The organism is Pseudarthrobacter sp. NPDC092424, from assembly GCF_044754925.1.
Classification (GTDB): Bacteria; Actinomycetota; Actinomycetes; order Actinomycetales; family Micrococcaceae; genus Arthrobacter.
This window is the reverse complement of sequence record NZ_JBIVQC010000001.1, coordinates 98,692-120,044: the sequence shown is the minus strand read 5'-3', so window position 1 is coordinate 120,044 and position 21,353 is coordinate 98,692. Positions and strand designations below refer to the sequence as shown.

The window sequence follows — 21,353 nt, the reverse complement described above, 5'->3', positions numbered from 1 at the left end:
CCCGTTGACCCTCTCTCACCTAACGCAGCTTCCCCGGAGACCCTCTCTCACCTAACGCAGCTTTCCCGGAGACCCTCTCTCACCTCGCTAAATCGATCGGACCGCCTGTGGATAACTTCTGCAGGCTCGCGCCGTTTCAGGGCACAATGCCAGCATGCGGAAGCAGGACGTTTTACCCGGGGCGTTAGCCACAGCCCCCTTTACTTTCGACTCAGCCCGGACTGCCGGCGTCACCTTGAACCGGCTTCGCCGGAAAGATGTGATCAGCGTTGGCCGCGGGCTTTATCGGCCCGCCGCGTGGAATTTTGATCTGGAGGGCGCCGCCCGGGCGCTGTCGCAGGCCTCGCCGGGAGCATGGATCTCGCATGTCACCGCCGCCAGGCTTCGGTGCCAGATCCTGCCGCCCTGGCTTGCCGATTCCACGGAGCTTCACCTGAGCAAACCCCGTTCGCTGCCATCCGTCCGCCGGAAGGGGGTGCTGGGCCACACCATCCTCACAATGGACAACGAAATCGAAGGGGTAGACGGTATCCGCCTGAGCACACGCTCGCGGACCTGGCTCGATATGGCTCGAACCTTGCCCCTCCGTGATCTGGTGGCGATGGGCGACGAACTCATCCGCGTCCCTCGGCTGGAGTTCGAAGGAAGAACACGCCCCTATGACACGATCACCGGGCTTCGTGAGCTGGTGGGCCGCCATCCGAACCTGCAGGGCGTCGTGCGGGCCCGGGAAGCGCTCGATCTCATGCGCGTGGGTGCCGACTCAGCGCCAGAATCGTTCCTGCGCCTGGCCATTGCCGATGCCGGACTGCCTGAACCCGAACTCCAAGTGCTTTTGCGCGCTGGGGATGCCGTATCGCCATCGGCCGATATGGGTTACCGTCACCGCCGGATCGCAATCCAGTACGACGGCGGACACCACCTCGGTGCCGAACAGATGCTCAGCGATCGCCGACGGGATAAAAGCTTTGAAGCGGCGGGATGGACCGTGCTGGTTGTCGGCAAGGACGATCTCGCGGACAATTTCGACGGTGCAGTGTCAAGAATCAAGCGGGCACTGCGTAAGCGCCGGCTCGACCATCCCCAGGCAACGGGCTTCGCCGGTTAGCGGGTGAGAGAGCGTCGCCAGAAAACCGGCACTAAGTGAGAGAGCGTCGCCGGCAGGCGCACACGGCGAGATTTCGGACTTAAACCCGTGACGCTCCCCCACGGAATGAGAGAGCGTCACAGGAAAACCCACATTATGTGAGAGAGCGTGCAGGGGGTTAGCGTTCCAGGTCGCCGCGGATGAAGGCCTCCACCTTTTCGCGGGCAAGGTCATCGTTGAACTGCTCCGGCGGGGACTTCATGAAGTAGCTTGACGCCGAGAGCAGCGGGCCGCCGATGCCGCGGTCCAGGCCGATTTTGGCGGCGCGGATGGCGTCGATGATCACGCCCGCGGAGTTCGGGGAATCCCAGACCTCCAGCTTGTATTCCAGCGACACGGGGGCGTCACCGAAGTTGCGGCCTTCCAGGCGGACGAAGGCCCACTTGCGGTCATCGAGCCACTGGACGTAGTCAGACGGTCCGATGTGGACGTCCTTCGCAGCAAGTTCGGCTTCGACGTTGGAGGTCACGGCCTGCGTCTTGGAGATCTTCTTGGACTCAAGGCGGTCCCGCTCCAGCATGTTCTTGAAGTCCATGTTGCCGCCGACATTCAGCTGGTAGGTACGGTCCAGCGTGACGCCGCGGTCTTCGAACAGCTTGGCCATGACCCGGTGCGTGATGGTGGCACCGATCTGGCTCTTGATGTCGTCGCCAACGATCGGCACACCGGCGGCAGTGAACTTGTCGGCCCACTCCTTGGTGCCGGCGATGAACACGGGCAGGGCGTTGACGAACGCAACGCCGGCGTCGATGGCTGCCTGGGCGTAAAACTCGGCAGCATCCTGGGAACCGACGGGCAGGTAGCACACCATGACGTCGACCCTGGCGTCCTTGAGTGCCTGAACCACGTCCACGGGCTCTTCGGTGGATTCCTCGATGGTCTCGAGGTAGTACTTGCCCAGGCCGTCCAGGGTGTGGCCGCGCTGGACAGTGACGCCGGTGGGCGGCACGTCCGCGATCTTGATGGTGTTGTTTTCGCTGGCGAGAATGGCATCTGCAAGGTCAACGCCGACCTTCTTGCCGTCGACGTCGAACGCGGCGACGAACTCAACGTCCCCTACATGGTACTGGCCAAACTCAACGTGCATCAGGCCCGGAATCGTGGCCTTGGGGTCTGCGTCCCGGTAGTAGTGGACGCCCTGGACCAGCGAAGCGGCACAGTTTCCTACGCCGACGATAGCAACACGAATCGGATGTGAAGACACGGAACTCCTTTGAGGACAAACGTCAGCCGCCGGATCCTGCCGAGGAATTAAGTACGACGGCGGCCGGCCGGCACGGCGCCGCGCGGCGCCTTTTCATACTACCCAACTGAGTGGGGCCGGGGATTGTTCCCCGGCCCCGCTCCGTAACATCAGCAAGCGGTCAGACCGGCTGCTTCCAGAGGTTGATGTCGGACTCCACCGCGAACTCGTCGATCGCTGTCAGCTCTTGTGCGGTGAAGGAGAGGTTATTGATGGCCGATACCGAGTCCTCGAGCTGTCGGACGCTGGAGGCACCCACCAGGGCCGAGGTCACCGGGGAACCCTTGGGCTGGTCCCGCAGGATCCAGGCAATGGCCATCTGCGCCAGTGACTGGCCACGGCCTTCCGCGATGCGGCTCAGCCCGCGTACCCGGTTCAGCTTCTCCTCCGTAATGGAGTCCTGGGCCAGGGACCGGCCCTTCGCGGCCCGCGAGTCAGCGGGAATGCCGTTGAGGTAGCGGTCCGTGAGCATGCCCTGGGCGAGCGGGGAGAAGGCAATGGAGCCTGCGCCCACCTGGTCCAGTGCTTCGTACAGGTTGGGCGTGCCGTCCTCGGTCCAGCGGTTCAGCATGGAGTAGCTGGGCTGGTGGATCAGCAGTGGTGTGCCGAGCTCTTTCAGGATCCGGGCGGCCTCCAGCGTCTGCTGGGGCGTGTAGGACGAGATGCCCGCGTAGAGGGCCTTGCCGGACCGGACCGCCTGGTCCAGGGCGCCCATGGTTTCCTCCATGGGCGTCTCCGGATCCGGCCGGTGGCTGTAGAAGATGTCCACGTAGTCCAGGCCCATGCGCTGCAGCGACTGGTCCAGGCTGGACAGGAGGTACTTCCGGGATCCCCACTCCCCGTAGGGTCCTGGCCACATGAGGTAGCCGGCCTTGGTGGAGATAACCAGTTCATCCCGGTACTGCTTGAAGTCGTCCCGCAGGTGCCGGCCGAAGTTGGTTTCCGCGGAGCCCGGCGGCGGCCCGTAGTTGTTGGCCAGGTCGAAGTGGTTCACGCCGAGGTCGAAGGCGCGGCGCAGGATGTCGCGCTGGACCTCAAAGGGCATGTCATCGCCGAAGTTGTGCCACAGGCCCAGCGAGATGGCCGGGAGGCGCAGCCCGCTGCGCCCGACGCGGCGGTAGGGCATGGAATCGTAGCGGTTGTCCGCTGCTGAATAAGTCATGCGTTCTATCCTGTCAGGTTTGTGGTGACGATCACGGCACTCCACGGCGCCAGTTCGGCGGTGTCGCCATCCAGCCCCGAACCGGCGTCGGTAGCAAGGAGGACCTGGCCTTCCGCGCCGTCCAGCCTGGTCTTCGCATCGGAGAAATTCAGCAGCACCTCAACGCTCCCGCGCCTGAACCGCAGCCAGTGCGCGTCGTCGTCGTACGTCACCTCGGTCTCCGCAAACCCGCCGCCGGCAAGGTCAGGATGCTGCCGCCGCAAGGCGGTCAGGGAGCGGTAGAGCTCCAGCAGCCGCGCGTGGTCGTCGGTCTCCGCCTCTGACCAGTCCAGCCTGGACCGGCGGAACGTCTCCGGATCCTGGGGATCGGGTACGACGGCGGGATCCCACCCCATGCGCTCAAACTCCCGGATACGCCCTTCCGCGGTAGCCCGTCCTAGCTCCGGCTCCGGATGGGAGGTGAAGAACTGCCAGGGGGTGGTGGCCCCGTATTCCTCTCCCATGAACAGCATGGGGGTGAACGGCGAGGTGAGGGTGAGCACCGCGGCTACGGCGAGCTGCCCGTAGGACAGCGACTGCGAGAGCCGGTCTCCCGTGGCGCGGTTGCCGATCTGGTCGTGGTTCTGGCTGCAGACCACCAGCGCTGCCGGATGCACCAGGGAAGTGTTGATGGGCCGCCCGTGGTGCCGGCCGCGGAAGCTGGAGTAGCTACCGTCGTGCAGGAATCCGTCCCGCAGGACCTTGGCCAGCACGCCCAGGGAGTCGAAATCGGCGTAATACCCGGTGGTTTCGCCGCTGACGTTCACGTGGACCGCATGGTGGAAGTCGTCGCTCCACTGCCCCGCCAGCCCGTAGCCGTTGGCGTCCCGCGGGTAGAGCAGGCGCGGGTTGTTCAGGTCCGATTCGGCGATGAGCGTCTTGGGCAGCCCTGTTTCCGCGGCCACGGCATCACCCAGCACGCCCAGGTCCTCGAGGATGTGCACGGCCCGCTCGTCCCGCAGCGCATGCACCGCGTCCAGCCGCAGCCCGTCCACGTGGTAGTCGCGCAGCCACAGCGCGGCGTTGTCAAGGATGTATTCGCGGACCACGTCGGAGCCGGGACCGTCCAGGTTCACCGAGTCGCCCCAGGTGTTGGCATCGCCCTGCTTCAGGTACGGCCCGAACCGGGGAAGGTAGTTGCCGCTGGGGCCCAGGTGGTTGTAGACCACATCCTGGATAACGCCCAGCCCGGCAGCGTGCGCGGCGTCCACGAAGCGCTGGTACGCCGCGGGTCCGCCGTAGCCTTCGTGAACGGCGTACCACTGCACGCCGTCGTAGCCCCAGTTGTGCGTACCGTTGAAGCCGTTCACCGGGAGGAGCTCCACGAAGTCAACGCCCAGGTCCGCCAGGTAGCCCAGCTTTTCGGCAGCGGCGTCCAGCGTACCCGCAGGCGTGAAGGTACCCACGTGGAGTTCGTAGATCACCGAGCCCTGCAGGTCCTTGCCGCGCCAGCCGGAGTCCTGCCAGGCGTGGTCGGCCGGGTCGAAGGTCCGGGACAGGCCGTGGACGCCGGACGGAACGCGGCGGGACCGCGGGTCCGGCAGCGGGTGGCTGTCGCCGTCCAGCAGGTAGCCGTAGTCCAGTTCGCCCTGCGCAGGGGCGTCGGCGGCGGTCCACCACCCCTCCGCGCCGGGTGCAAACTCCCTGCGCGTCATCGGGTATTCCCGGCCGCCGGCCAGCAACACGACAGACGAAGCCTCCGGCGCCCACACGTCGAAACGCCCTGGCCCGCTGTTTTCCACGGTCATCCTTGTTCCCCCTCCACCGGCACCAGCAGCGCCACCGGGTAGGTACCCAGCACGTCCGCCACGCTAACGGTGCCGGGCCCGTGCACGGCACCGGTCAGTTCGTCACGCATCACAGCGGGAAGTACGACGGCGGTGTCCCGCCACCCGCCCGCCTCTTCCAGCCCCGCCGGGAGCCGGGTAGCCAGGGTCACCGCCCCGGGCGCTCCGTCGCCCCGGGAGAATCCGAGCAGGTGCCCGGCGGCGGCTCCGGTGGCACGCACGGGGGCGTAACCCTGGAACAGCTCCGGCCGGTCCCTGCGCACCCGAAGTGCCCGCGAGGTGACCAGGAGCTTGGCAGGTTCCGTGCCGGACGCAGGCAACGTCCCGCCGTCGAGCTTCTCCAGCTCCGCCTGCCGGACCGCAAAGTCCACCGGCCGCCGGTTGTCCGGATCGGTCAGGGACCGTTCCCAGAATTCGCTGCCCTGGTACACATCGGGGACCCCCGGCATGGTCAGCTGGACCAGCTTGGCAGCCAGCGAGTTGGAGGCGGCGTAGGCATCGATGCGCGCCACGAAGTCCTCGATCACCGTGGCGACGCGGCCGTCGTCGAACGCTGCGTCCACGGCGGCCCGGACGCGGGACTCGAAGTCCTCGTCCGGTGCAGTCCAGGTGGTGGAGTTGCCGGCCTCGCGCGCTGCCTTTTGGGCATAGCCCTGGAGCCGTTCCCGGCTCGCGGGCCAGGCGCCGATGACGGCCTGCCAGAGCAGGTTCTCGTACGGTCCGTCGGGAACCGGGGCGAGCTCACGCAGGGAAGCGAGCGTGCCGGCCCATTCGTCCGGCAGTTCCGCGATGACGGATATCCGGGCCCGGGCGTCCTCGCTGCGCTTGGTGTCGTGAGTGGACAGCGTGGTCATGGACAGCGGCACTTCCGCCAGGCGCCTGCCCATCCGCTCATGGAACTCGTCCGTGGACACGGCGAATTCGGTGGGTTCGGCACCCACTTCGGTGAGCGTACCCAGCCGGGTGTAGCGGTAGAACGCGGTGTCCTCCACGCCCTTGGCCATGACCATGCCGGAGGTCTGCTGGAACCGCACCGCGATGGGGTTGGCGGGGTCCAGCAGGAGCGGCAGGAGGGTTCCCACGGGCACCTCCAAGTCCGGCCGGTGCGCGGCTGCGGATTCGCACGCCTCCTTGAGGACCTCCGCACCCGTGGGCAGGTAGGTCCGGTACACCGGGAAGGAGGCGATGATCTCGGCGATGGCATCCGCGGCGTCGTCGATGGCGAGGCCGTGCGATTCCGGCACCAGGCGGGCCAGGCGCAGGACCTCGGCGCGGAGGATGCCGTCCGCTATCATGCGCTTGGTGCCCCGGATCATCTCCGCGTAATCGGCAGGCCCGGAAGTTCCGCGCAGCGAAGCGTCCAGCGCATCCAGGGCGGCCTCCCCCGCCGGGTCCACGAACACCCGGTCCACGTCCGCGAGCGCGTCGTAGCCGGTGGTGCCCTCTGTGGCGAACTCGCCAGGCAGGGATTCCCCCGGTTCCAGGATCTTCTCCACCAGCACGTACGCGCCGCCGGTGAGGTCCTTAAGCCAGCGCAGGTAGCCGGCGGGATCTGCGAGCCCGTCCGGGTGGTCCACGCGGAGCCCGTCAACGAGACCCTCGCGGAACCAGCGTCCCACCTCCGCATGGGCCCCCTCGAAGACTTGGGGATCCTCCACCCGGATCCCGGCCAGCGTGGTCACGGCGAAGAAGCGGCGGTAATTCAGCTCGGAGTCGGCCCGGCGCCAGTCCATCAGCTCATAATGCTGGCGGCTGTGCACGTCCCGGGGTGAATCGCCCTCGGTGTACGTGCCGGGGGCGATCGGGAAGCGGTGGTCGTAGTAGCGGAGCTCGCCGTCCACCACGTCCAGCTTGTCCAGGTCGTCATCGGAGCCGAGCACAGGCAGCCGGATCCGTCCGCCGGCAAGGTCCCAGTCGACGTCGAACGCGTCAGCGTACGGTGACTCCCGCCCCTCCCGCAGCAGGGACCACCACCAGGGGTTCTGCGGCGGCGAAGCAACGCCCACGTGGTTCGGGACAATGTCCACCAGGACGCCCATCCCGTGTTCGCGTGCCGCGCGGGACAGCGCCAGCAGGCCCTCGGGCCCACCGCGTTCCGGGTCCACCGCGGACGGGTCGGTCACGTCGTAGCCGTGGTCCGAGCCCTGCTCCGCGGTGAGGATCGGTGAGAGGTAGACCCAATCCGCCCCCAGCGACTTCAAATACGGAACCGTGTCCGCGGCGTCGAAGAGCGTGAAGCCGCGGCGGATCTGGAGCCGGTAGGTGGATGCCGGCACCCTCACTTGGAATCCGCCTTTCGCGCGCCCACCTTGGTGGTCTTGCCCGGTTCAGCGACGACCGGTGCGCTGAGGGATTCGTTTTCGCTGGTGGACGTCTGGGACAGCGCAGCCAGTGAGGCGGCGACGGAGTGGTCCGGCTCCACCTCCTCCACGGTATGCGCACGCAGCACCACCAGGGATTTCGCCTCGACAGGCAGGGGCTCGCCAGCGGCCACGGGTGCAGTGTCCGCGTTGTGCCCGGCCGTATCGATGATGACATCCCAGGCGGGGGCGAATTCGTCGGCCGGAAGGGTGAACTTGACCGTGTCGTCGTGGGCGTTGAAGTACAGCAGGAAGTTCACGTCGGTGATCCGGCGGCCGCGGCTGTCCTTGCCCTGGATGCCGTCACCGTTGAGGAACACACCCACAGAGCGGCCGAATCCGCTGTCCCATGCCTCCGGTTTCATGGTTTCACCGGACGGGTCAAGCCAGACGATGTCCGGCAACCGCTCGCCTTCGCCCCGGAGCACAGGCCGGCCGTCGAAGAACCGGCTGCGGCGGAACGTCGGATGCTTTGCCCGCAGGGCGTTGACTGCAGCGGTGAACTCCACCAACGGCTGGTCGATGCTGTCCCAGTTGATCCAGGTCAGCTCGGAGTCCTGGCAGTAGCCGTTGTTGTTGCCCTGCTGGGTCCGGCCCATCTCGTCGCCGTGCAGCAGCATCGGAACGCCCTGGGACAGGAGCAGCGAGGCGATGAAGTTCCGCTGCTGGCGGGCCCGGAGCGAAAGGACCGCCGGATCGTCAGTAGGCCCTTCCGCACCGCAGTTCCAGGACCGGTTGTGGGACTCGCCGTCGTTGTTGCCCTCGCCGTTCGCCTCATTGTGTTTCTCGTTGTAGGACACCAGGTCCGCCAGGGTGAAGCCGTCGTGTGCGGTGACGAAGTTGATGGATGCCACGGGACGCCGTCCCGAGTGTTCGTACAGGTCCGCTGAGCCGGTGATGCGGGAGGCAAATTCGCCAAGGGTAGCGGGTTCGCCGCGCCAGAAGTCGCGGACCGTGTCGCGGTACTTGCCGTTCCACTCGGTCCACTGCGGCGGGAAGTTGCCCACCTGGTAGCCGCCCGGGCCCACGTCCCAGGGCTCGGCGATGAGCTTGACCTGGGAGACAACCGGGTCCTGCTGGATGAGTTCGAAGAAGGTGGAAAGCTTGTCCACGTCGTAGAACTCGCGGGCCAGGGTGGACGCGAGGTCGAAGCGGAAACCGTCCACGTGCATCTCGGTGACCCAGTAGCGCAGCGAGTCCATGATGAGCTGCAGGGAATGCGGGTGCCGGACGTTAAGGGAGTTGCCCGTGCCCGTGTAGTCCATGTAGTGCTTTTCGTCGCCGTCCATGAGGCGGTAATAGGCGGCGTTGTCGATGCCTTTGAAGGACAGCGTGGGGCCCAGGTGGTTGCCCTCGGCGGTGTGGTTGTACACCACGTCCAGGATCACCTCTATGCCCGCCTTGTGGAGCGAACGGACCATGGCCTTGAAGTCCTGCACCTGCTGGCCGGTGTCCCCGGTGGAGCTGTACGTGTTTTGCGGGGCGAAGAAGCCGATGGTGTTGTAGCCCCAGTAGTTGTTCAGTCCCTTGTCCTGCAGGGTCCCATCGTTGACGAACTGGTGCACCGGCATGAGCTCGATCGCGGTGACTCCCAGCTTCTGCAGGTGCGAAATCACCGCAGGGTGCGCCACGCCGGCATACGTGCCGCGCTGTTCCTCGGGGACTTCGGGGTGAAGCTGGGTGAGGCCCTTGACGTGTGCCTCGTAGATGACAGACCGGTGGTAGGGGATCCTGAGGTTCTGGTCGCCCTCCCAGTCGAAGTAGGGGTTGATGACCACGCCGAGCATCATGTGCTTGGCAGAGTCCGCATTGTTGACGGAATCCGGCTCGCCGAGGTTGTAGGTGAAGAGGGCGGGATCCCAGTCCACCTGGCCATGGACGGCCTTGGCGTAGGGGTCCAGCAGGAGCTTGTTGGGGTTGAACCGGTTTCCCGACGCCGGATCGTACGGTCCGTACACGCGGTAGCCGTACTTCTGCCCCGGCTGGATCTGGGGGATGTAGCAATGCCACACGTACCCGTCCACCTCGTCCAGGGTGATGCGGGTTTCCACGAGGTCATCGTCGAAGAGGCAGAGTTCCACTTTCTCGGCGCGTTCGCTGAACAGTGCGAAGTTCGTGCCCGTTCCGTTGTACGTGGCACCCAGGGGATAAGCCGATCCAGGCCAGACTTCCATCATGCTCCTCTATGTTGTTCGGCGACGCCAAAGCTACTAAGCATGCTGACTTTACCCCAGGCGTCGGGTATTGCGTCGGCAATTACGCCAGCAGTGATCGGTCCGCCCGAGCACGCCTCCGTCGCCGACCTCCCTGCCAGCCCGTGCAGCGACGCCCCGAGTGCGGCTATCGCGGCCCAGCGCTCGTCCGGATCGATGCCCGCCTCACGGAAGCGCCCGACGTCGGACCCCGCCTGGGCGAGGAGCGCACCGATGACGCCGGCCAGCACGTCCCCGCTGCCGGCCGTGGCGAGCCACGGCGTGCCGTCCGACTGGCTGTAGACGTCCTGGAAGGGTGAGGCGACGAGGGTGGTGGCACCTTTGAGCAGGACCGTCGCCTCGGTGAGGCCGGCGGCGCGGCGGACGGCGGCGAGCGTCCCCGCCTCCACTCCGTCACGGCCGGTGTCCGCGCCGAGGCGCGTCAGCAGTGCGGCCAGTTCACCGGCGTGCGGGGTCAGCACCACCTGCGGCGCGAGGACGTCCGGCAGCGCCGGCAGCGCACCGGCGTCGGCCACAACAGGCAGGCCGGAGGCGACGGCGTCGCGGGCCCGTGCGAGCTGTTCGTGATCGCCCGGCCCCATCCCGGAGCCCACGAGCCAGGCCTGGACCCGGTTCCCGGCGACCGATCCCGTGCTGCAGACGACTTCCGGGCAGGACTGTCGGACCAGGTCCGCCACGGCGGGAGGTCCGAGGTATCGAACCATTCCTGCGCCGGCGGACAGGGCGCCGCGGCAGGCCAGGACTGCGGCGCCGGGATAGTCTGCGGAGCCGGCCACTACGCCGAGCACGCCACGGGAGTATTTGTGGGCACGCCGGGCGGGCCTGGGCAGCAGCGTGCCGAGGTCGGCAGGTTCCAGCCGGCGCACGGAAGGGCCGGGCAGGTGCTCTTCGATGCCGATGGGCACCACCTGCACCCTGCCTGCATAGTCAGCACCGGGGTCGGCCAGCAGGCCGGCTTTGGCGGCGCCGAAGGTGACGGTCAGGTCGGCGGGCAGGACAGGGCCGGCTGCTTCGCCGGTGTCCGCGTCCACCCCGCTGGGCAGGTCGCAGGCTGCCACGAACCCCCGCCGGTTTGCCCCCGCCAAAGCGGTGACCAGCTCAGCAGCGTTCCCCCGCAGGCCGCCACGGGCACCGGTCCCCAGCATGGCATCGATGACGACGTCGGCGCCCGCGGCTTCGGCAGCGAGCTCCGGCAGCGTTTCCGGCGCCAGCCGGTACACCCGTCCGCCGGCGCGTTCGAAGGCGGCCAAGGCATCGGTGTGGGCACCGTCGGAGGTGAGTATCGCCGTCGTCCGCGTCCCCCTCGCCGCGAGGAAAGCCGCGGCGTAAAGTCCGTCACCGCCGTTGTTGCCCTTGCCGGTGAGTACCGCCACCCGGGCACCATAAAGACGGCTCCCGCGGCCTCGGAGTTCGGTGACGATGCCGGCGGCGAGGCCGTGGGCGGCGCGCCGCATGAGGACGTCGCCCAGCCCGGCGGCCAGGAATGGTTCCTCGGCCGCCCGGACCTGCGTTCCGGTGTAGGCGCTGATCATGGTGCCGGACCCCTGTGTGGGCTTAGCGTTCAGCCACAACCATCGCGGTGGCAATCCCGCCGTCGTGGCTCATGGACAGGTGCCAGCGCTTGACGCCCTTGGCCTCGGCCACCGCCAGTACCGTGCCCTTGACCTGGAGGGTGGGCCCGTTCTCGTCCAGGCCGATCCAGCAGTCCTGCCAGTTCATGCCGGCCGGGGCGCCCAGGACTTTGGCCACAGCTTCCTTGGCGGCGAACCGGGCAGCCAGGGACCGGGTGTGCAGGTCCCTCTCCGCCGGAACGAACAGCCGGTCCCGCAGGCCAGGGGTCCGCTCCAGCTGCCGGCCGAACCGCTCGATGTCTACAACGTCTACGCCAATGCCTACGATCATGCGGCTTATTCTACGGTGACGGTTCTGGCGGAGGCCGCCACAGCGACGACTCAGCGACGAACAAACAAGACTGCAGCGGGTTCGGTCGCCGTCACGATCCAGTCGGAGCTGTTCCGCAACCGTTGCGCCAGCCCTCCATGAGGGTGCACCAGCACACAGTGTGCCGCAGCAAATTCCTGATCAAGCTCACCGCGGCCGCTGGCCACCCGCGCCGACTGCCTGACCGCTTCGGCCCCATACAGGTCGTTCCGCGAATCGATGGAAACAGCGACATCCGGCCTCTGCAGTATGACCAGTCCGCCCAGATGGTAGTCATTGAACAAGGTGCAGCCGGAGGGAATGGCCTTAACCGCCGCGGCGGGAAAAAGCGCGGGATCCGGCCGGCCGAAATAAGGAAGGTTGATGATCGCACTGCCGATGACAAAAGTGAGCAGAGCAACCGCGCCCGTGGAAATCATTCTGCGCCGGCTGTCGAGATAACGCAGGACAGCACCACGGGACATTGCGGACGCCATAACCGGTAATGCCAGCAACACCAGGATCGGAAGGATGCGCATGGCCGCTACTGATCCGGCTGCGCTGATAGCCAGGGCTCCACAAAGGACCGGATCACGCCGCTTGGCGGCAAAAGCCAGTCCGGCCAGGCCAATGGCAAACAAGACGAGCTGCAGAGGATCCGCCGGATTGAGGGGCTGCCACTCCGTGATGTCTGCTGACTCCGCCTTGACCTGCACCGTCTGGACCAGCAGTCCGGTTCCGTAGGGGGTGACCACGGCACTGACGGAAATTACCAGAGCGGCAGCGAAAAGCCACCCGGCCTGCCTACGCGTCCGCGTCCCCAGAAGGGCCAACAAGCCACTGGTACCAGCGATTGCCACGCCGAGCAGGGCAGCTGCATGCAGATTGACCCAGAGGACCGTGAGAACACCGACGGCCAGCAGCAGCCACCCGGGTCTGTGCCCATCGAGCAACCTCCGCAGCAAAACAGCAAGCGCGAGCACTGCCAGATAATCAACAAGCTGGGGCCGCGCCGACAGGTAAAGCATCAACAGCGGTGCTCCGGCCAAGAGAACGACGGCGGACGGCAGCGGGGCCGCGCCCAGCTCGCGGGCCAGATAGAGAACCAAGCCGCCAATCGCCGCGACCAGGCAGGCCGCGATGAAAGCCACACCCGCCAGGCCCGCCGCTTCATACCCAAGGCCGACCAGAACATTAAACGCCCAGGAGTTCAGCGTCCAGGGCTTCCCCGCAGCCGTCCATGAGAAGGGATCCACGAGGGGAAGACGACCTTCCGCCATCGTCCACAACCCGGTACGAACCTGCCAGAACGTGTCCGATTCGGCGAGGTTCTCAGACCGGATTATGGCGTACGGCAGAAAAGCCAGCCACGCGAGAAACCAGGGCCCCAGGCGCGCCCTCAATTCGCGGCCAGCGGTCCGGCTGCTGCCGCTCCCACGAGTGTTGATCCGGGCCTCCCCCATGAGCCCTACGGTAGCGACCGCAGGGCCCTGGGTTGTGCTGGATCAGTTTATTTTTGGCTCAAGTCTTGCTCAAGCCGGCGTGCAGCTACTCGACGGTGACACTCTTGGCGAGGTTGCGCGGCTGGTCCACGTCGTAGCCCTTGGCTGCGGCGAGTTCCGCGGCGAAGATCTGCAGCGGGACCGTGGTGAGCAGCGGCATCAGGAGCGTGGGCGTCTCCGGCACGTAGAAGACGTGCTCGGCGTAGGCCTGGACGGCTTCGTCGCCTTCCTCGGCGATGACCAGCGTGCGGGCGCCGCGGGCGCGGACTTCCTGGATGTTGGAGACCACCTTGGCGTGCAGGGAGTCGCGGCCGCGCGGGGACGGGACCACCACGAACACCGGCTGGCCTTCGTCGATCAGGGCGATGGGGCCGTGCTTGAGCTCGCCGGCGGCGAAGCCCTCGGCGTGGATATAGGCGATTTCCTTCAGCTTCAAAGCACCCTCGAGCGCCACCGGGTAGCCTACGTGGCGGCCCAGGAACAGGACGGACTGCTCGTCCGCCATACTGCGGGCCAGTTCGCGGAGAGGACCGGCACCGTCAAGGATGGTCTGGATCTTCGCCGGGATCTTGCCCAGGTCTGCCAGGACGTCCTTGATCTGGCCCGAGAAGATATTCCCGCGCAGCTGTGCCAAATACAGGCCGAGCAGGTATGCGGCCGTGATCTGCGCCAGGAACGCCTTGGTCGAGGCCACTGCGATTTCCGGACCGGCGTGGGTGTACAGCACGGCGTCGGACTCACGCGGGATGGTGGAGCCGTTGGTGTTGCAGATGGAGATGGTCTTGGCGCCCTGTTCGCGGGCGTAGCGGACCGCCATCAGGGTGTCCATGGTCTCGCCGGACTGGCTGATGGAGACCACCAGGGTGTTGGAGTCCACGATCGGGTCGCGGTAGCGGAACTCATGCGCCAGCTCCACCTCGGTGGGGATCCGGCACCAGTTCTCGATGGCGTACTTGGCCACGGTGCCGGCGTAGGCGGCGGTGCCGCAGGCCAGCACGATGATCTTGTTGACCTGCTTCAGCAGCTCCGGATCGATGCGCAGCTCATCCAGTGTCAGCTTGCCGTTGATGTCGGAACGGCCCAGGAGGGTCTGCGCCACGGCATCGGGCTGGTCGTGGATCTCCTTCTCCATGAAGGAGGAGAAGCCGCCCTTCTCAGCCGAGGCCGGATCCCAGTCCACGTGGTATTCCTTGCCCTGGGCAGGATTGCCGTAGAAGTCGGTGATGTCCACCGTGTCAGCGGTGATGGTCACAATCTGGTCCTGGCCCAGCTCCACCGCACGGCGGGTGTAATCGATGAACCCGGAGACATCCGAGCCCAGGAAGTTCTCTCCGTCGCCCAGGCCAACCACCAGCGGGGAATTGCGGCGAGCAGCCACCACTACGTCCGGCTGGTCCGCGTGGACCGCCAGGAGGGTGAAGGCGCCTTCGAGCCGCTGGCAGGCCAGCTCCATGGCACGGGTAAGGCCTCCGTTGGCGGTGTCGCCGCCCAGCTTGTTGCGGAAGATGTCGCCCAGCAGGGCGGCCGCGACCTCAGTGTCAGTCTCAGAGAGGAACGTGACGCCCTTGGACAGCAGCTCCTGCTTGAGCTCGGCGAAATTTTCGATGATGCCGTTGTGGATCACGGCAAGCTTGCCCCCGTCGGACAGGTGGGGGTGCGCGTTGCGGTCCGTGGGCCCGCCGTGGGTTGCCCAGCGCGTGTGGCCGATTCCGGTCCGCGCTTCGGGCAGCGGGCGCGCCTCCAGTTCAGCGACCAGGTTGGCCAGCTTGCCGGACTTCTTCCGGGACTCGATGGAGCCTCCGGCCACTACGGCCACGCCGGCAGAGTCATAACCCCGGTACTCCAGGCGCCGCAGGCCCTCAAGCACAACATCCAGCGCACTGTGACCAGAAACCACGCCGTCAACGGAACGGCCCACGTATCCCACGATTCCACACATAGGCTCAAGAGTATCGGCTGGCGGCGCGAGTTCTAAACCGACGTGTCCTGAGGCACAGGCAGGCCGGACGCTCGAAGCGGTGATAGGTTCATGCAATGCGCGACCGTCTGCTTCGTGATTCCGCCTGGATACTGGGAATTGTCTGCGCGATTTACGCCGCCCTTTCCGTCAGGGCACGGGGCGTTGGCGTCGACGCGCATGCCTACTGGCTGGCTTGGCGCGGGCCGATGTACACCACGGCCCCGGGGACCCCTGATGCCTACCTCTACAGCCCGGCGTTCGCGCAGATGATCTGGCCATTGGCCCAACTTCCGTGGCCATTTTTTGTGTCGCTCTTCACCGTGGCGATCGCCGTGGGTCTTGCCTGGCTACTGAGGCCTATGGGCTGGAAGTGGGGGCTTCCCCTGTGGCTGGCAGGACTCCCCGAGATTGTCTCCGGGAACATATTCATTCTAATGGCCGTCGTAGCGGTTGTTGGATTCGCACGCCCTGAAAGCTGGGCCTTCGTTGCCCTCACCAAGATCTCTCCTACCGTCGGGCCGGTGTGGTTCCTGGTCCGGGGCGAGTGGAGAAATCTTTCCCGCTTTTTGCTCGGGCTGGCCGTTATCACGGGCCTGTCAGTGGCGTTGGCGCCCTCACTCTGGCAGGAGTGGGCGCAGTTCCTTCTAAACCATCTCAGCGATTCCACCGGAGCGATCGGCTCGCCTTTCATGCCGCCGGCCATAGTCCGCATCCCACTGGGCCTGGCTTTGTTGGTTTGGGCCGCCCGAAAGGATAAGCGCTGGTGCATCCCCGTTTCCATGCTGTTGTGCACACCTGTGTTCTGGCTCGGATCATTGACATTGCTAGCAGCAATTCCACGAATGCGTTCTGCTCAAGGCGAGAGCAGGCGGGTGCAGGCCGTACCCCATCCCAATGAACTGCCGTGAGCACGGAACCGGCATGCTGACCCATCCGTCCCGGAAAACCGGTTTGCACACCGCTGCCCCTGCATTTCGCTATGCGCAGGGAGCGGGGCAGAATCTCTAGGGTGACTTTGCAACGCAACGAGGCCAACGGCGAGGGTGTGTCCCCGTTCGTCGAGCTGGACCGGCAGACCTGGTCGCGGCTCGCCGCCCAGATGGAACAGCCCCTCAATGAAGAGGACATTGTCCGCCTGCGCGGCCTCGGCGATCCCCTGGACATGAAGGAGATCCGCGAGGTCTACCTTCCCCTGTCCCGGCTCCTGCACCTCTACGTTGAAGCCGCCGGCCAACTCCACGCTGCAACCACCACCTTCCTGGGCGAGCAGACCCAGCGAACACCGTTCGTGATCGGCGTGGCAGGGTCGGTGGCCGTCGGCAAGTCCACCATTGCGCGCGTGCTGCGGGAAATGCTGCGGCGCTGGCCGGGGACTCCCAATGTAGAGCTGATCACCACGGACGGCTTCCTGTACCCGCTTGCGGAACTGCAGCGGAGGCAGCTCCTGGAACGCAAAGGATTCCCCGAGTCCTATGACCGCCGGGCCCTCCTGCGTTTCGTCAGCGCGATCAAAGGCGGCGCCGAAGAGGTCCGTGCGCCCTGGTACTCGCATGTCACCTACGACATCGTGCCGGGGAAGGAAGTAGTGGTGCGCCGCCCGGACGTGCTGATCGTGGAAGGCCTGAACGTGCTGGCCCCGGCCCGTCCGCGGCACGATGGCAGGCAGGGCCTGGCGCTGAGCGACTTCTTCGACTTCTCCATCTACGTCGATGCCAAGACCTCCTACATCGAAGAGTGGTACGTGGAGCGGTTCCGCAAGCTTCAGAGCACCGCCTTCGCGCAGCCGGAGTCCTATTTCCACCGTTACGCCACCCTCTCCGATGAAGAGGCGGAGAGGACGGCCCGGGACATCTGGAAGCGCATCAACGAGCCCAACCTCGAGGAGAACGTGCTTCCCACTCGGGGCAGGGCACAGCTGGTGCTCACCAAGGAGGCGGACCACTCGATCCGCCGGATGCTTCTGCGCAAGGTTTAACACACATGTGCCAGGACTGCGGCTCGCCTTCGCGCCGCACCTTGACTCGCTTACTCGCAGCCGGCGCCGGGCTGACCGTACTGGCAGCCTGCACGCCGGAGGCGCCAATGGCGGGGACGCCGTCGTCGTCCGCCCCTTCTGCCCCACCTTCACCGCCGGCGGGCCCGACGGCGGCGCCGGCCACCGTAACTGCCAGCTCCGCTCCACGGCCGACCAAAGCAGCGTCCCCGCATCGCCGCTTTTCCCTAACCGACCCCACAAGTCCCTGGCTGGTCGTCAATAAGCACCGCCCGCTCGCACCTGCTGATTTTGCGCCGGTAGACCTGGTTCGCCCGGCCGTCGCCAGCACTGCGTCCGGCGAGGCTGCACTGCTGAACAGTACGACGGCGGCGGCCGCGGAAGCGATGTTCGCTGCAGCCGCTGCGGACGGCATCGCCCTTGTCCTGGCGAGCGGTACCGCTCCTTCGCGGCGCAGACGGCAACCTATAACGGCTATGTGGCGGCGCGCGGCCAGGCTGATGCGGACACGGCCAGCGCACGCCCGGGGTACTCGGAACACCAGACGGGCTGGGCCTTCGATATTGCGGACGGCGGTGGGGCCTGCGGCTTCCAGCCTTGCTTCGCGGACCAGCCGGCCGCCGTGTGGGCGAAGGCAAACGGGCACCGATTCGGGTTTGTGGTCCGCTACCCGTGGATGTTCCACACCATCACCGGATACTACTACGAACCATGGCACCTCCGGTTCGTCGGGGTGGAGGCGGCCTCCGACATGGCGAAAAAAGGCGTGCACACGCTGGAGGAGTACTTCGGGGTCGGCGCAGCGCCGGGGTACGCCTAAGAGGCTAACCTCCCGCGGAGTTCCTGATCCTGTAGTGTCCCTTTCTATGGTGGGGAAACCAAGGGGGCTCGAAACAGGTCATCGAACGCGCCCGCTCCAGCGCGCCGTGCTGCGCATTGATGCTTTGATCACCCCGGAGCGTTTGCGGGTCTACCCGATCCTGCTGCTTATTGCTGGGGCAGCGGGTCTCCTGGCCGGCAGCCTGGCCCGGGTAATGGACCCCGGTAACCAAGGCGCATTCCTCCCGGACTACCTGGCTCATTGGACCGGCGGCCGGTTGCTGCTGGACGGGGCGGACAACCTGTATGACCCCGCCGTTCAGTCAGACCTCCAGGGCCGGCAGCTGGGGGATGAGGTGCCGCTCGCCTGGTTTGTGTCACTGCCGGTGGTCGCCGCGCTCTACGCGCCGCTGGCGTTGATTCCCTATAACCTCAGCGGCGTCCTATGGTTCTGCCTCAATGCGGCACTGCTGTGGTGGTGCTTTCTCAGCCTGAGGTTCCTGGCACCGCGTCTCGTCCAGCACCGCTGGAAAACACTCCTGCTGTGTGCATTGGCAGCTCCGCCGACCTTCGAGGCGTTGGGCAGCGGGCAGGATTCGGCGTTCGTGCTGGCCGTCTGGCTCGTCGGCGTTCGGCTCTTCGCCCACGGCTGCCCCGGCTGGGCAGGCGCAGTCCTGGGGCTGGGTTTCACCAAGCCCCAACTTGTCCTGGTGGTTCCGCTGGTGTTGCTGGCAGTCCGCAGCTTCAAGGCGCTGGCGGCTTTCACGCTGACGGTCGGCGCCATTGCAGCCGCGTCCGTGGCGCTCGTTGGCGTCGCAGGCATCCGGCAGTGGAGCGCAGCACTGGCGAGCCCGCTCTATATGGCAGAGGTGCAGGAAGGCCAGGCCTGGAAGATGACGGGGCTGCCTTCCCTCCTGCAATCCTTGTTGCCGGCGGAATGGGGCCAGGCCGCCGCACCCGTTCTGACGCTCATATCCCTGCCAATCGGCGCCGCCGTGCTGCTCGCGGTTCTGGCGCGCCACGGAAAAAGCGCGGACACAACCACTGTCCTGATCGCAACCCTTGCGACGAGCCTGGCGTTCTCGCCCCATCTGGCCACCTATGACGCCGTTCTGTTCATTCCCGTGGCCGTCTTCCTCCTGGACCGGCGGCCCGGACCGGGGCTCCGCGTCGCCATCCTGATGGCGTTTGTCCTCATGTGGCTGGTGGCGCCCCTCCACGCGGCGGCCGGGACGGCACCATGGCTTTCTGCGCTGGACGCGCCATGGTCCGCACTCCCCCTTGCCATGATCTGGGTAACCAGCCTGCGCGCCTTAGCGTCACGGGGGCCTGCAGGTCTCCGATAAGTTTGGGACATGCTGACTGGATTCAAGAATTTCATCATGAAGGGCAACGTCGTGGACCTTGCCGTCGCGGTCGTGATCGGCACCGCCTTTGGCAGCGTCGTCACGGCCCTAGTGAACAAAGTCCTCATGCCGCTGATCGCGGGCCTCGTGGGCTCCCCCAACTTTGACAGTTTCGCCAGGGTGGACTTCAACGGCAACGCCGTAGAGTTCGGCGTGCTGCTGACCGCCATCGTCAATTTTCTCCTGATCTCGGCCGCCATCTACTTCGTGGTTGTCGTCCCGATGAACCACATGATCGAATTCCGCAACCGCCGGCTGGGCATCAAGCACGACGTGAAGGAGGAGTCTGCTGAGGACCCGCAGATTGCACTGCTCACGGAGATCCGCGATTCCCTGCGGAGCCGGAACCTTTAGCCCGCCCTAAACAAACTAAGGGCCCGCTTCCAGGATGGAAGCGGGCCTCAGTTGTTCAAATCACCGATCGCCTTGCTGCGTGGTCAGTCGCTGACCAGTTCCAAAGCCAGCTCTGTCCGGACTACCTGCGCCAGGCTTTCAGCGATGGACTGGGCGGTGGCCTCATCCCCGGCTTCGACCATGACGCGGACTACCGGCTCGGTCCCGGACGGCCGCAGGAGGACACGTCCGGTGTCGCCGAGTTGCGCTTCCGCGGCCTTCACTGCCGCGGCCAGGCCGTCGCTGCTGCCCACGCGGCCGCGGTCTACGCCCTTGACGTTGATCAGCACCTGCGGAAGCTTGGTCATCACAGTGGCCAATTCCTTCAAGGAACGCCCTGTCAGGGCAACCTGGGCCGCCAACTGGAGGCCGGTCAGGAGTCCGTCCCCCGTAGTTGCATGGTCAGCGAAAATTACGTGCCCGGACTGCTCCCCGCCCAGGTTGAATCCGCCTTCGCGCATGCCTTCAAGCACGTAGCGGTCGCCGACAGCCGTCTCCCGGATACTGATGCCGGCTTCCTTGAGCGCGATCTTGAGCCCCAGGTTGCTCATGACGGTGGCCACGAGGACGTCGTCCTTCAGCTTGCCGGAGGCCTTCAAAGCCAGGGCCAGGATCGCCATGATCTGGTCGCCGTCAACCTCGTTGCCTTCATGGTCCACGGCCAGGCAGCGGTCTGCGTCTCCGTCGTGCGCGATACCGAGGTCGGCGCCGCGCTCAACCACGGCGGCTTTCAGGGGCCCCAGGTGGGTGGATCCGACGCCGTCGTTGATGTTCAGGCCGTCCGGCTCTGCGCCGATGACGAAGACGTCCGCGCCGGCGTCCTTGAACAGTTGGGGCGAGCAGCCGCTGGCAGCACCGTGGGCGCAGTCGAGGACAACTTTCAGGCCGTCCAGGCGGTGCGGCAGGGTACCGAGCAGATGGACAATGTAGCGGTCTTCGGCGTCGGAGAAGCGCTGGATGCGGCCGACGTCGGCGCCGACGGGGCGTGGGGCCTCACTGGCCATCTGCACTTCGATGGCGTCTTCCACGTCATCGGGCAGTTTCTGGCCGCCCCGGGCGAAGAACTTGATGCCGTTGTCCGGCGCCGGGTTGTGCGAGGCAGAGATCATGACGCCGAAGTCCGCATCCAGGTCTGCAACGAGGTAGGCAGCAGCGGGGGTGGGCAGAACGCCAGCGTCGTAGACGTCCACACCCGAGCTGGAAAGACCGGCTTCCACGGCTGCTGCGATGAATTCACCACTCGCACGCGGGTCCCGCGCGACGACCGCGCGGGGCCGGGATCCGTTGGCGGACCGGTCGTGGCCAAGCACGACGGCGGCCGATTGGGCCAGCTTCATCGCCAGCTCCGCTGTCAACAGTCCGTTCGCCAGGCCCCGGACACCATCTGTTCCAAATAATCTAGACACCGG

The 21,353-nt window shown here is 66.2% G+C and carries 15 protein-coding genes and 1 pseudogene; 6 read left to right on the top strand and 10 right to left on the bottom strand.

What is annotated here, in order from left to right; all coding sequences use genetic code 11:
* Positions 1 to 154 precede the first annotated feature (154 nt).
* Entirely contained in the window at positions 155 to 1,108 is a 954-nt protein-coding gene (locus tag ACIQCN_RS00640; protein ID WP_400604322.1) for a DUF559 domain-containing protein, read from the top strand.
* Positions 1,109 to 1,265: 157 nt separating this feature from the next.
* Here ACIQCN_RS00640 and ACIQCN_RS00635 read toward each other — a convergent pair whose 3' ends face one another.
* From ACIQCN_RS00635 to glmS, 9 genes are all read right to left on the bottom strand, one after another.
* A complete protein-coding gene (locus ACIQCN_RS00635; RefSeq protein ID WP_400608894.1) occupies positions 1,266 to 2,351 on the bottom strand; it encodes an inositol-3-phosphate synthase in 1,086 nt (361 codons plus the stop codon).
* 160 nt (positions 2,352 to 2,511) lie between these two features.
* Positions 2,512 to 3,552 (bottom strand): L-glyceraldehyde 3-phosphate reductase, encoded by a 1,041-nt coding sequence (mgrA, locus tag ACIQCN_RS00630; protein ID WP_400608892.1) that lies wholly within the window; start codon positions 3,550 to 3,552, stop codon positions 2,512 to 2,514.
* Between the two features lie 5 nt (positions 3,553 to 3,557).
* Positions 3,558 to 5,339 (bottom strand): malto-oligosyltrehalose trehalohydrolase, encoded by a 1,782-nt coding sequence (gene treZ, locus ACIQCN_RS00625; RefSeq protein ID WP_400608890.1) that lies wholly within the window; start codon positions 5,337 to 5,339, stop codon positions 3,558 to 3,560.
* On the bottom strand, positions 5,336 to 7,660 hold the full coding sequence (gene treY / locus ACIQCN_RS00620) for a malto-oligosyltrehalose synthase (RefSeq protein ID WP_400608889.1): 2,325 nt from the start codon (positions 7,658 to 7,660) through the stop codon (positions 5,336 to 5,338). The genes treZ and treY overlap by 4 nt, the downstream gene beginning before the upstream one ends.
* Complete coding sequence (gene glgX, locus ACIQCN_RS00615) at positions 7,657 to 9,912, bottom strand: glycogen debranching protein GlgX (RefSeq protein ID WP_400608887.1); 2,256 nt, start codon at positions 9,910 to 9,912, stop codon at positions 7,657 to 7,659. The genes treY and glgX overlap by 4 nt, the downstream gene beginning before the upstream one ends.
* Positions 9,912 to 11,483, bottom strand: coding sequence for an NAD(P)H-hydrate epimerase (locus ACIQCN_RS00610; RefSeq protein ID WP_400608885.1), 1,572 nt, complete (start codon positions 11,481 to 11,483; stop codon positions 9,912 to 9,914). Before ACIQCN_RS00610 ends, glgX begins: the two co-directional genes overlap by 1 nt.
* 22 nt (positions 11,484 to 11,505) lie before the next feature.
* A complete protein-coding gene (locus ACIQCN_RS00605; protein ID WP_377214712.1) occupies positions 11,506 to 11,853 on the bottom strand; it encodes a holo-ACP synthase in 348 nt (115 codons plus the stop codon).
* A 50-nt stretch (positions 11,854 to 11,903) separates the two neighbouring features.
* Entirely contained in the window at positions 11,904 to 13,334 is a 1,431-nt protein-coding gene (locus ACIQCN_RS00600) for a hypothetical protein (RefSeq protein ID WP_400608883.1), read from the bottom strand.
* 85 nt (positions 13,335 to 13,419) lie between these two features.
* Positions 13,420 to 15,312, bottom strand: coding sequence for a glutamine--fructose-6-phosphate transaminase (isomerizing) (gene glmS / locus ACIQCN_RS00595; RefSeq protein ID WP_400604338.1), 1,893 nt, complete (start codon positions 15,310 to 15,312; stop codon positions 13,420 to 13,422).
* 95 nt (positions 15,313 to 15,407) lie between these two features.
* Between glmS and ACIQCN_RS00590 the strand changes: the two genes are divergently transcribed.
* From ACIQCN_RS00590 to mscL, 5 genes and pseudogenes are all read left to right on the top strand, one after another.
* Positions 15,408 to 16,241 (top strand): glycosyltransferase family 87 protein, encoded by an 834-nt coding sequence (locus tag ACIQCN_RS00590; RefSeq protein ID WP_400608881.1) that lies wholly within the window; start codon positions 15,408 to 15,410, stop codon positions 16,239 to 16,241.
* Between the two features lie 71 nt (positions 16,242 to 16,312).
* Positions 16,313 to 17,308 (top strand): type I pantothenate kinase, encoded by a 996-nt coding sequence (coaA, locus tag ACIQCN_RS00585; protein WP_400608879.1) that lies wholly within the window; start codon positions 16,313 to 16,315, stop codon positions 17,306 to 17,308.
* A 5-nt stretch (positions 17,309 to 17,313) separates the two neighbouring features.
* Positions 17,314 to 18,146, top strand: a pseudogene (locus ACIQCN_RS00580) (D-alanyl-D-alanine carboxypeptidase family protein).
* A gap of 106 nt (positions 18,147 to 18,252) precedes the next feature.
* Complete coding sequence (locus ACIQCN_RS00575) at positions 18,253 to 19,491, top strand: glycosyltransferase family 87 protein (protein ID WP_400608877.1); 1,239 nt, start codon at positions 18,253 to 18,255, stop codon at positions 19,489 to 19,491.
* A 9-nt stretch (positions 19,492 to 19,500) separates the two neighbouring features.
* The gene (mscL, locus tag ACIQCN_RS00570; protein ID WP_400604347.1) at positions 19,501 to 19,905 is read left to right on the top strand and encodes a large conductance mechanosensitive channel protein MscL; all 405 of its coding nucleotides are present in this window, start codon (positions 19,501 to 19,503) and stop codon (positions 19,903 to 19,905) included.
* Between the two features lie 83 nt (positions 19,906 to 19,988).
* Here mscL and glmM read toward each other — a convergent pair whose 3' ends face one another.
* Positions 19,989 to 21,350, bottom strand: coding sequence for a phosphoglucosamine mutase (gene glmM / locus ACIQCN_RS00565; protein ID WP_400608875.1), 1,362 nt, complete (start codon positions 21,348 to 21,350; stop codon positions 19,989 to 19,991).
* Positions 21,351 to 21,353: the final 3 nt, after the last annotated feature.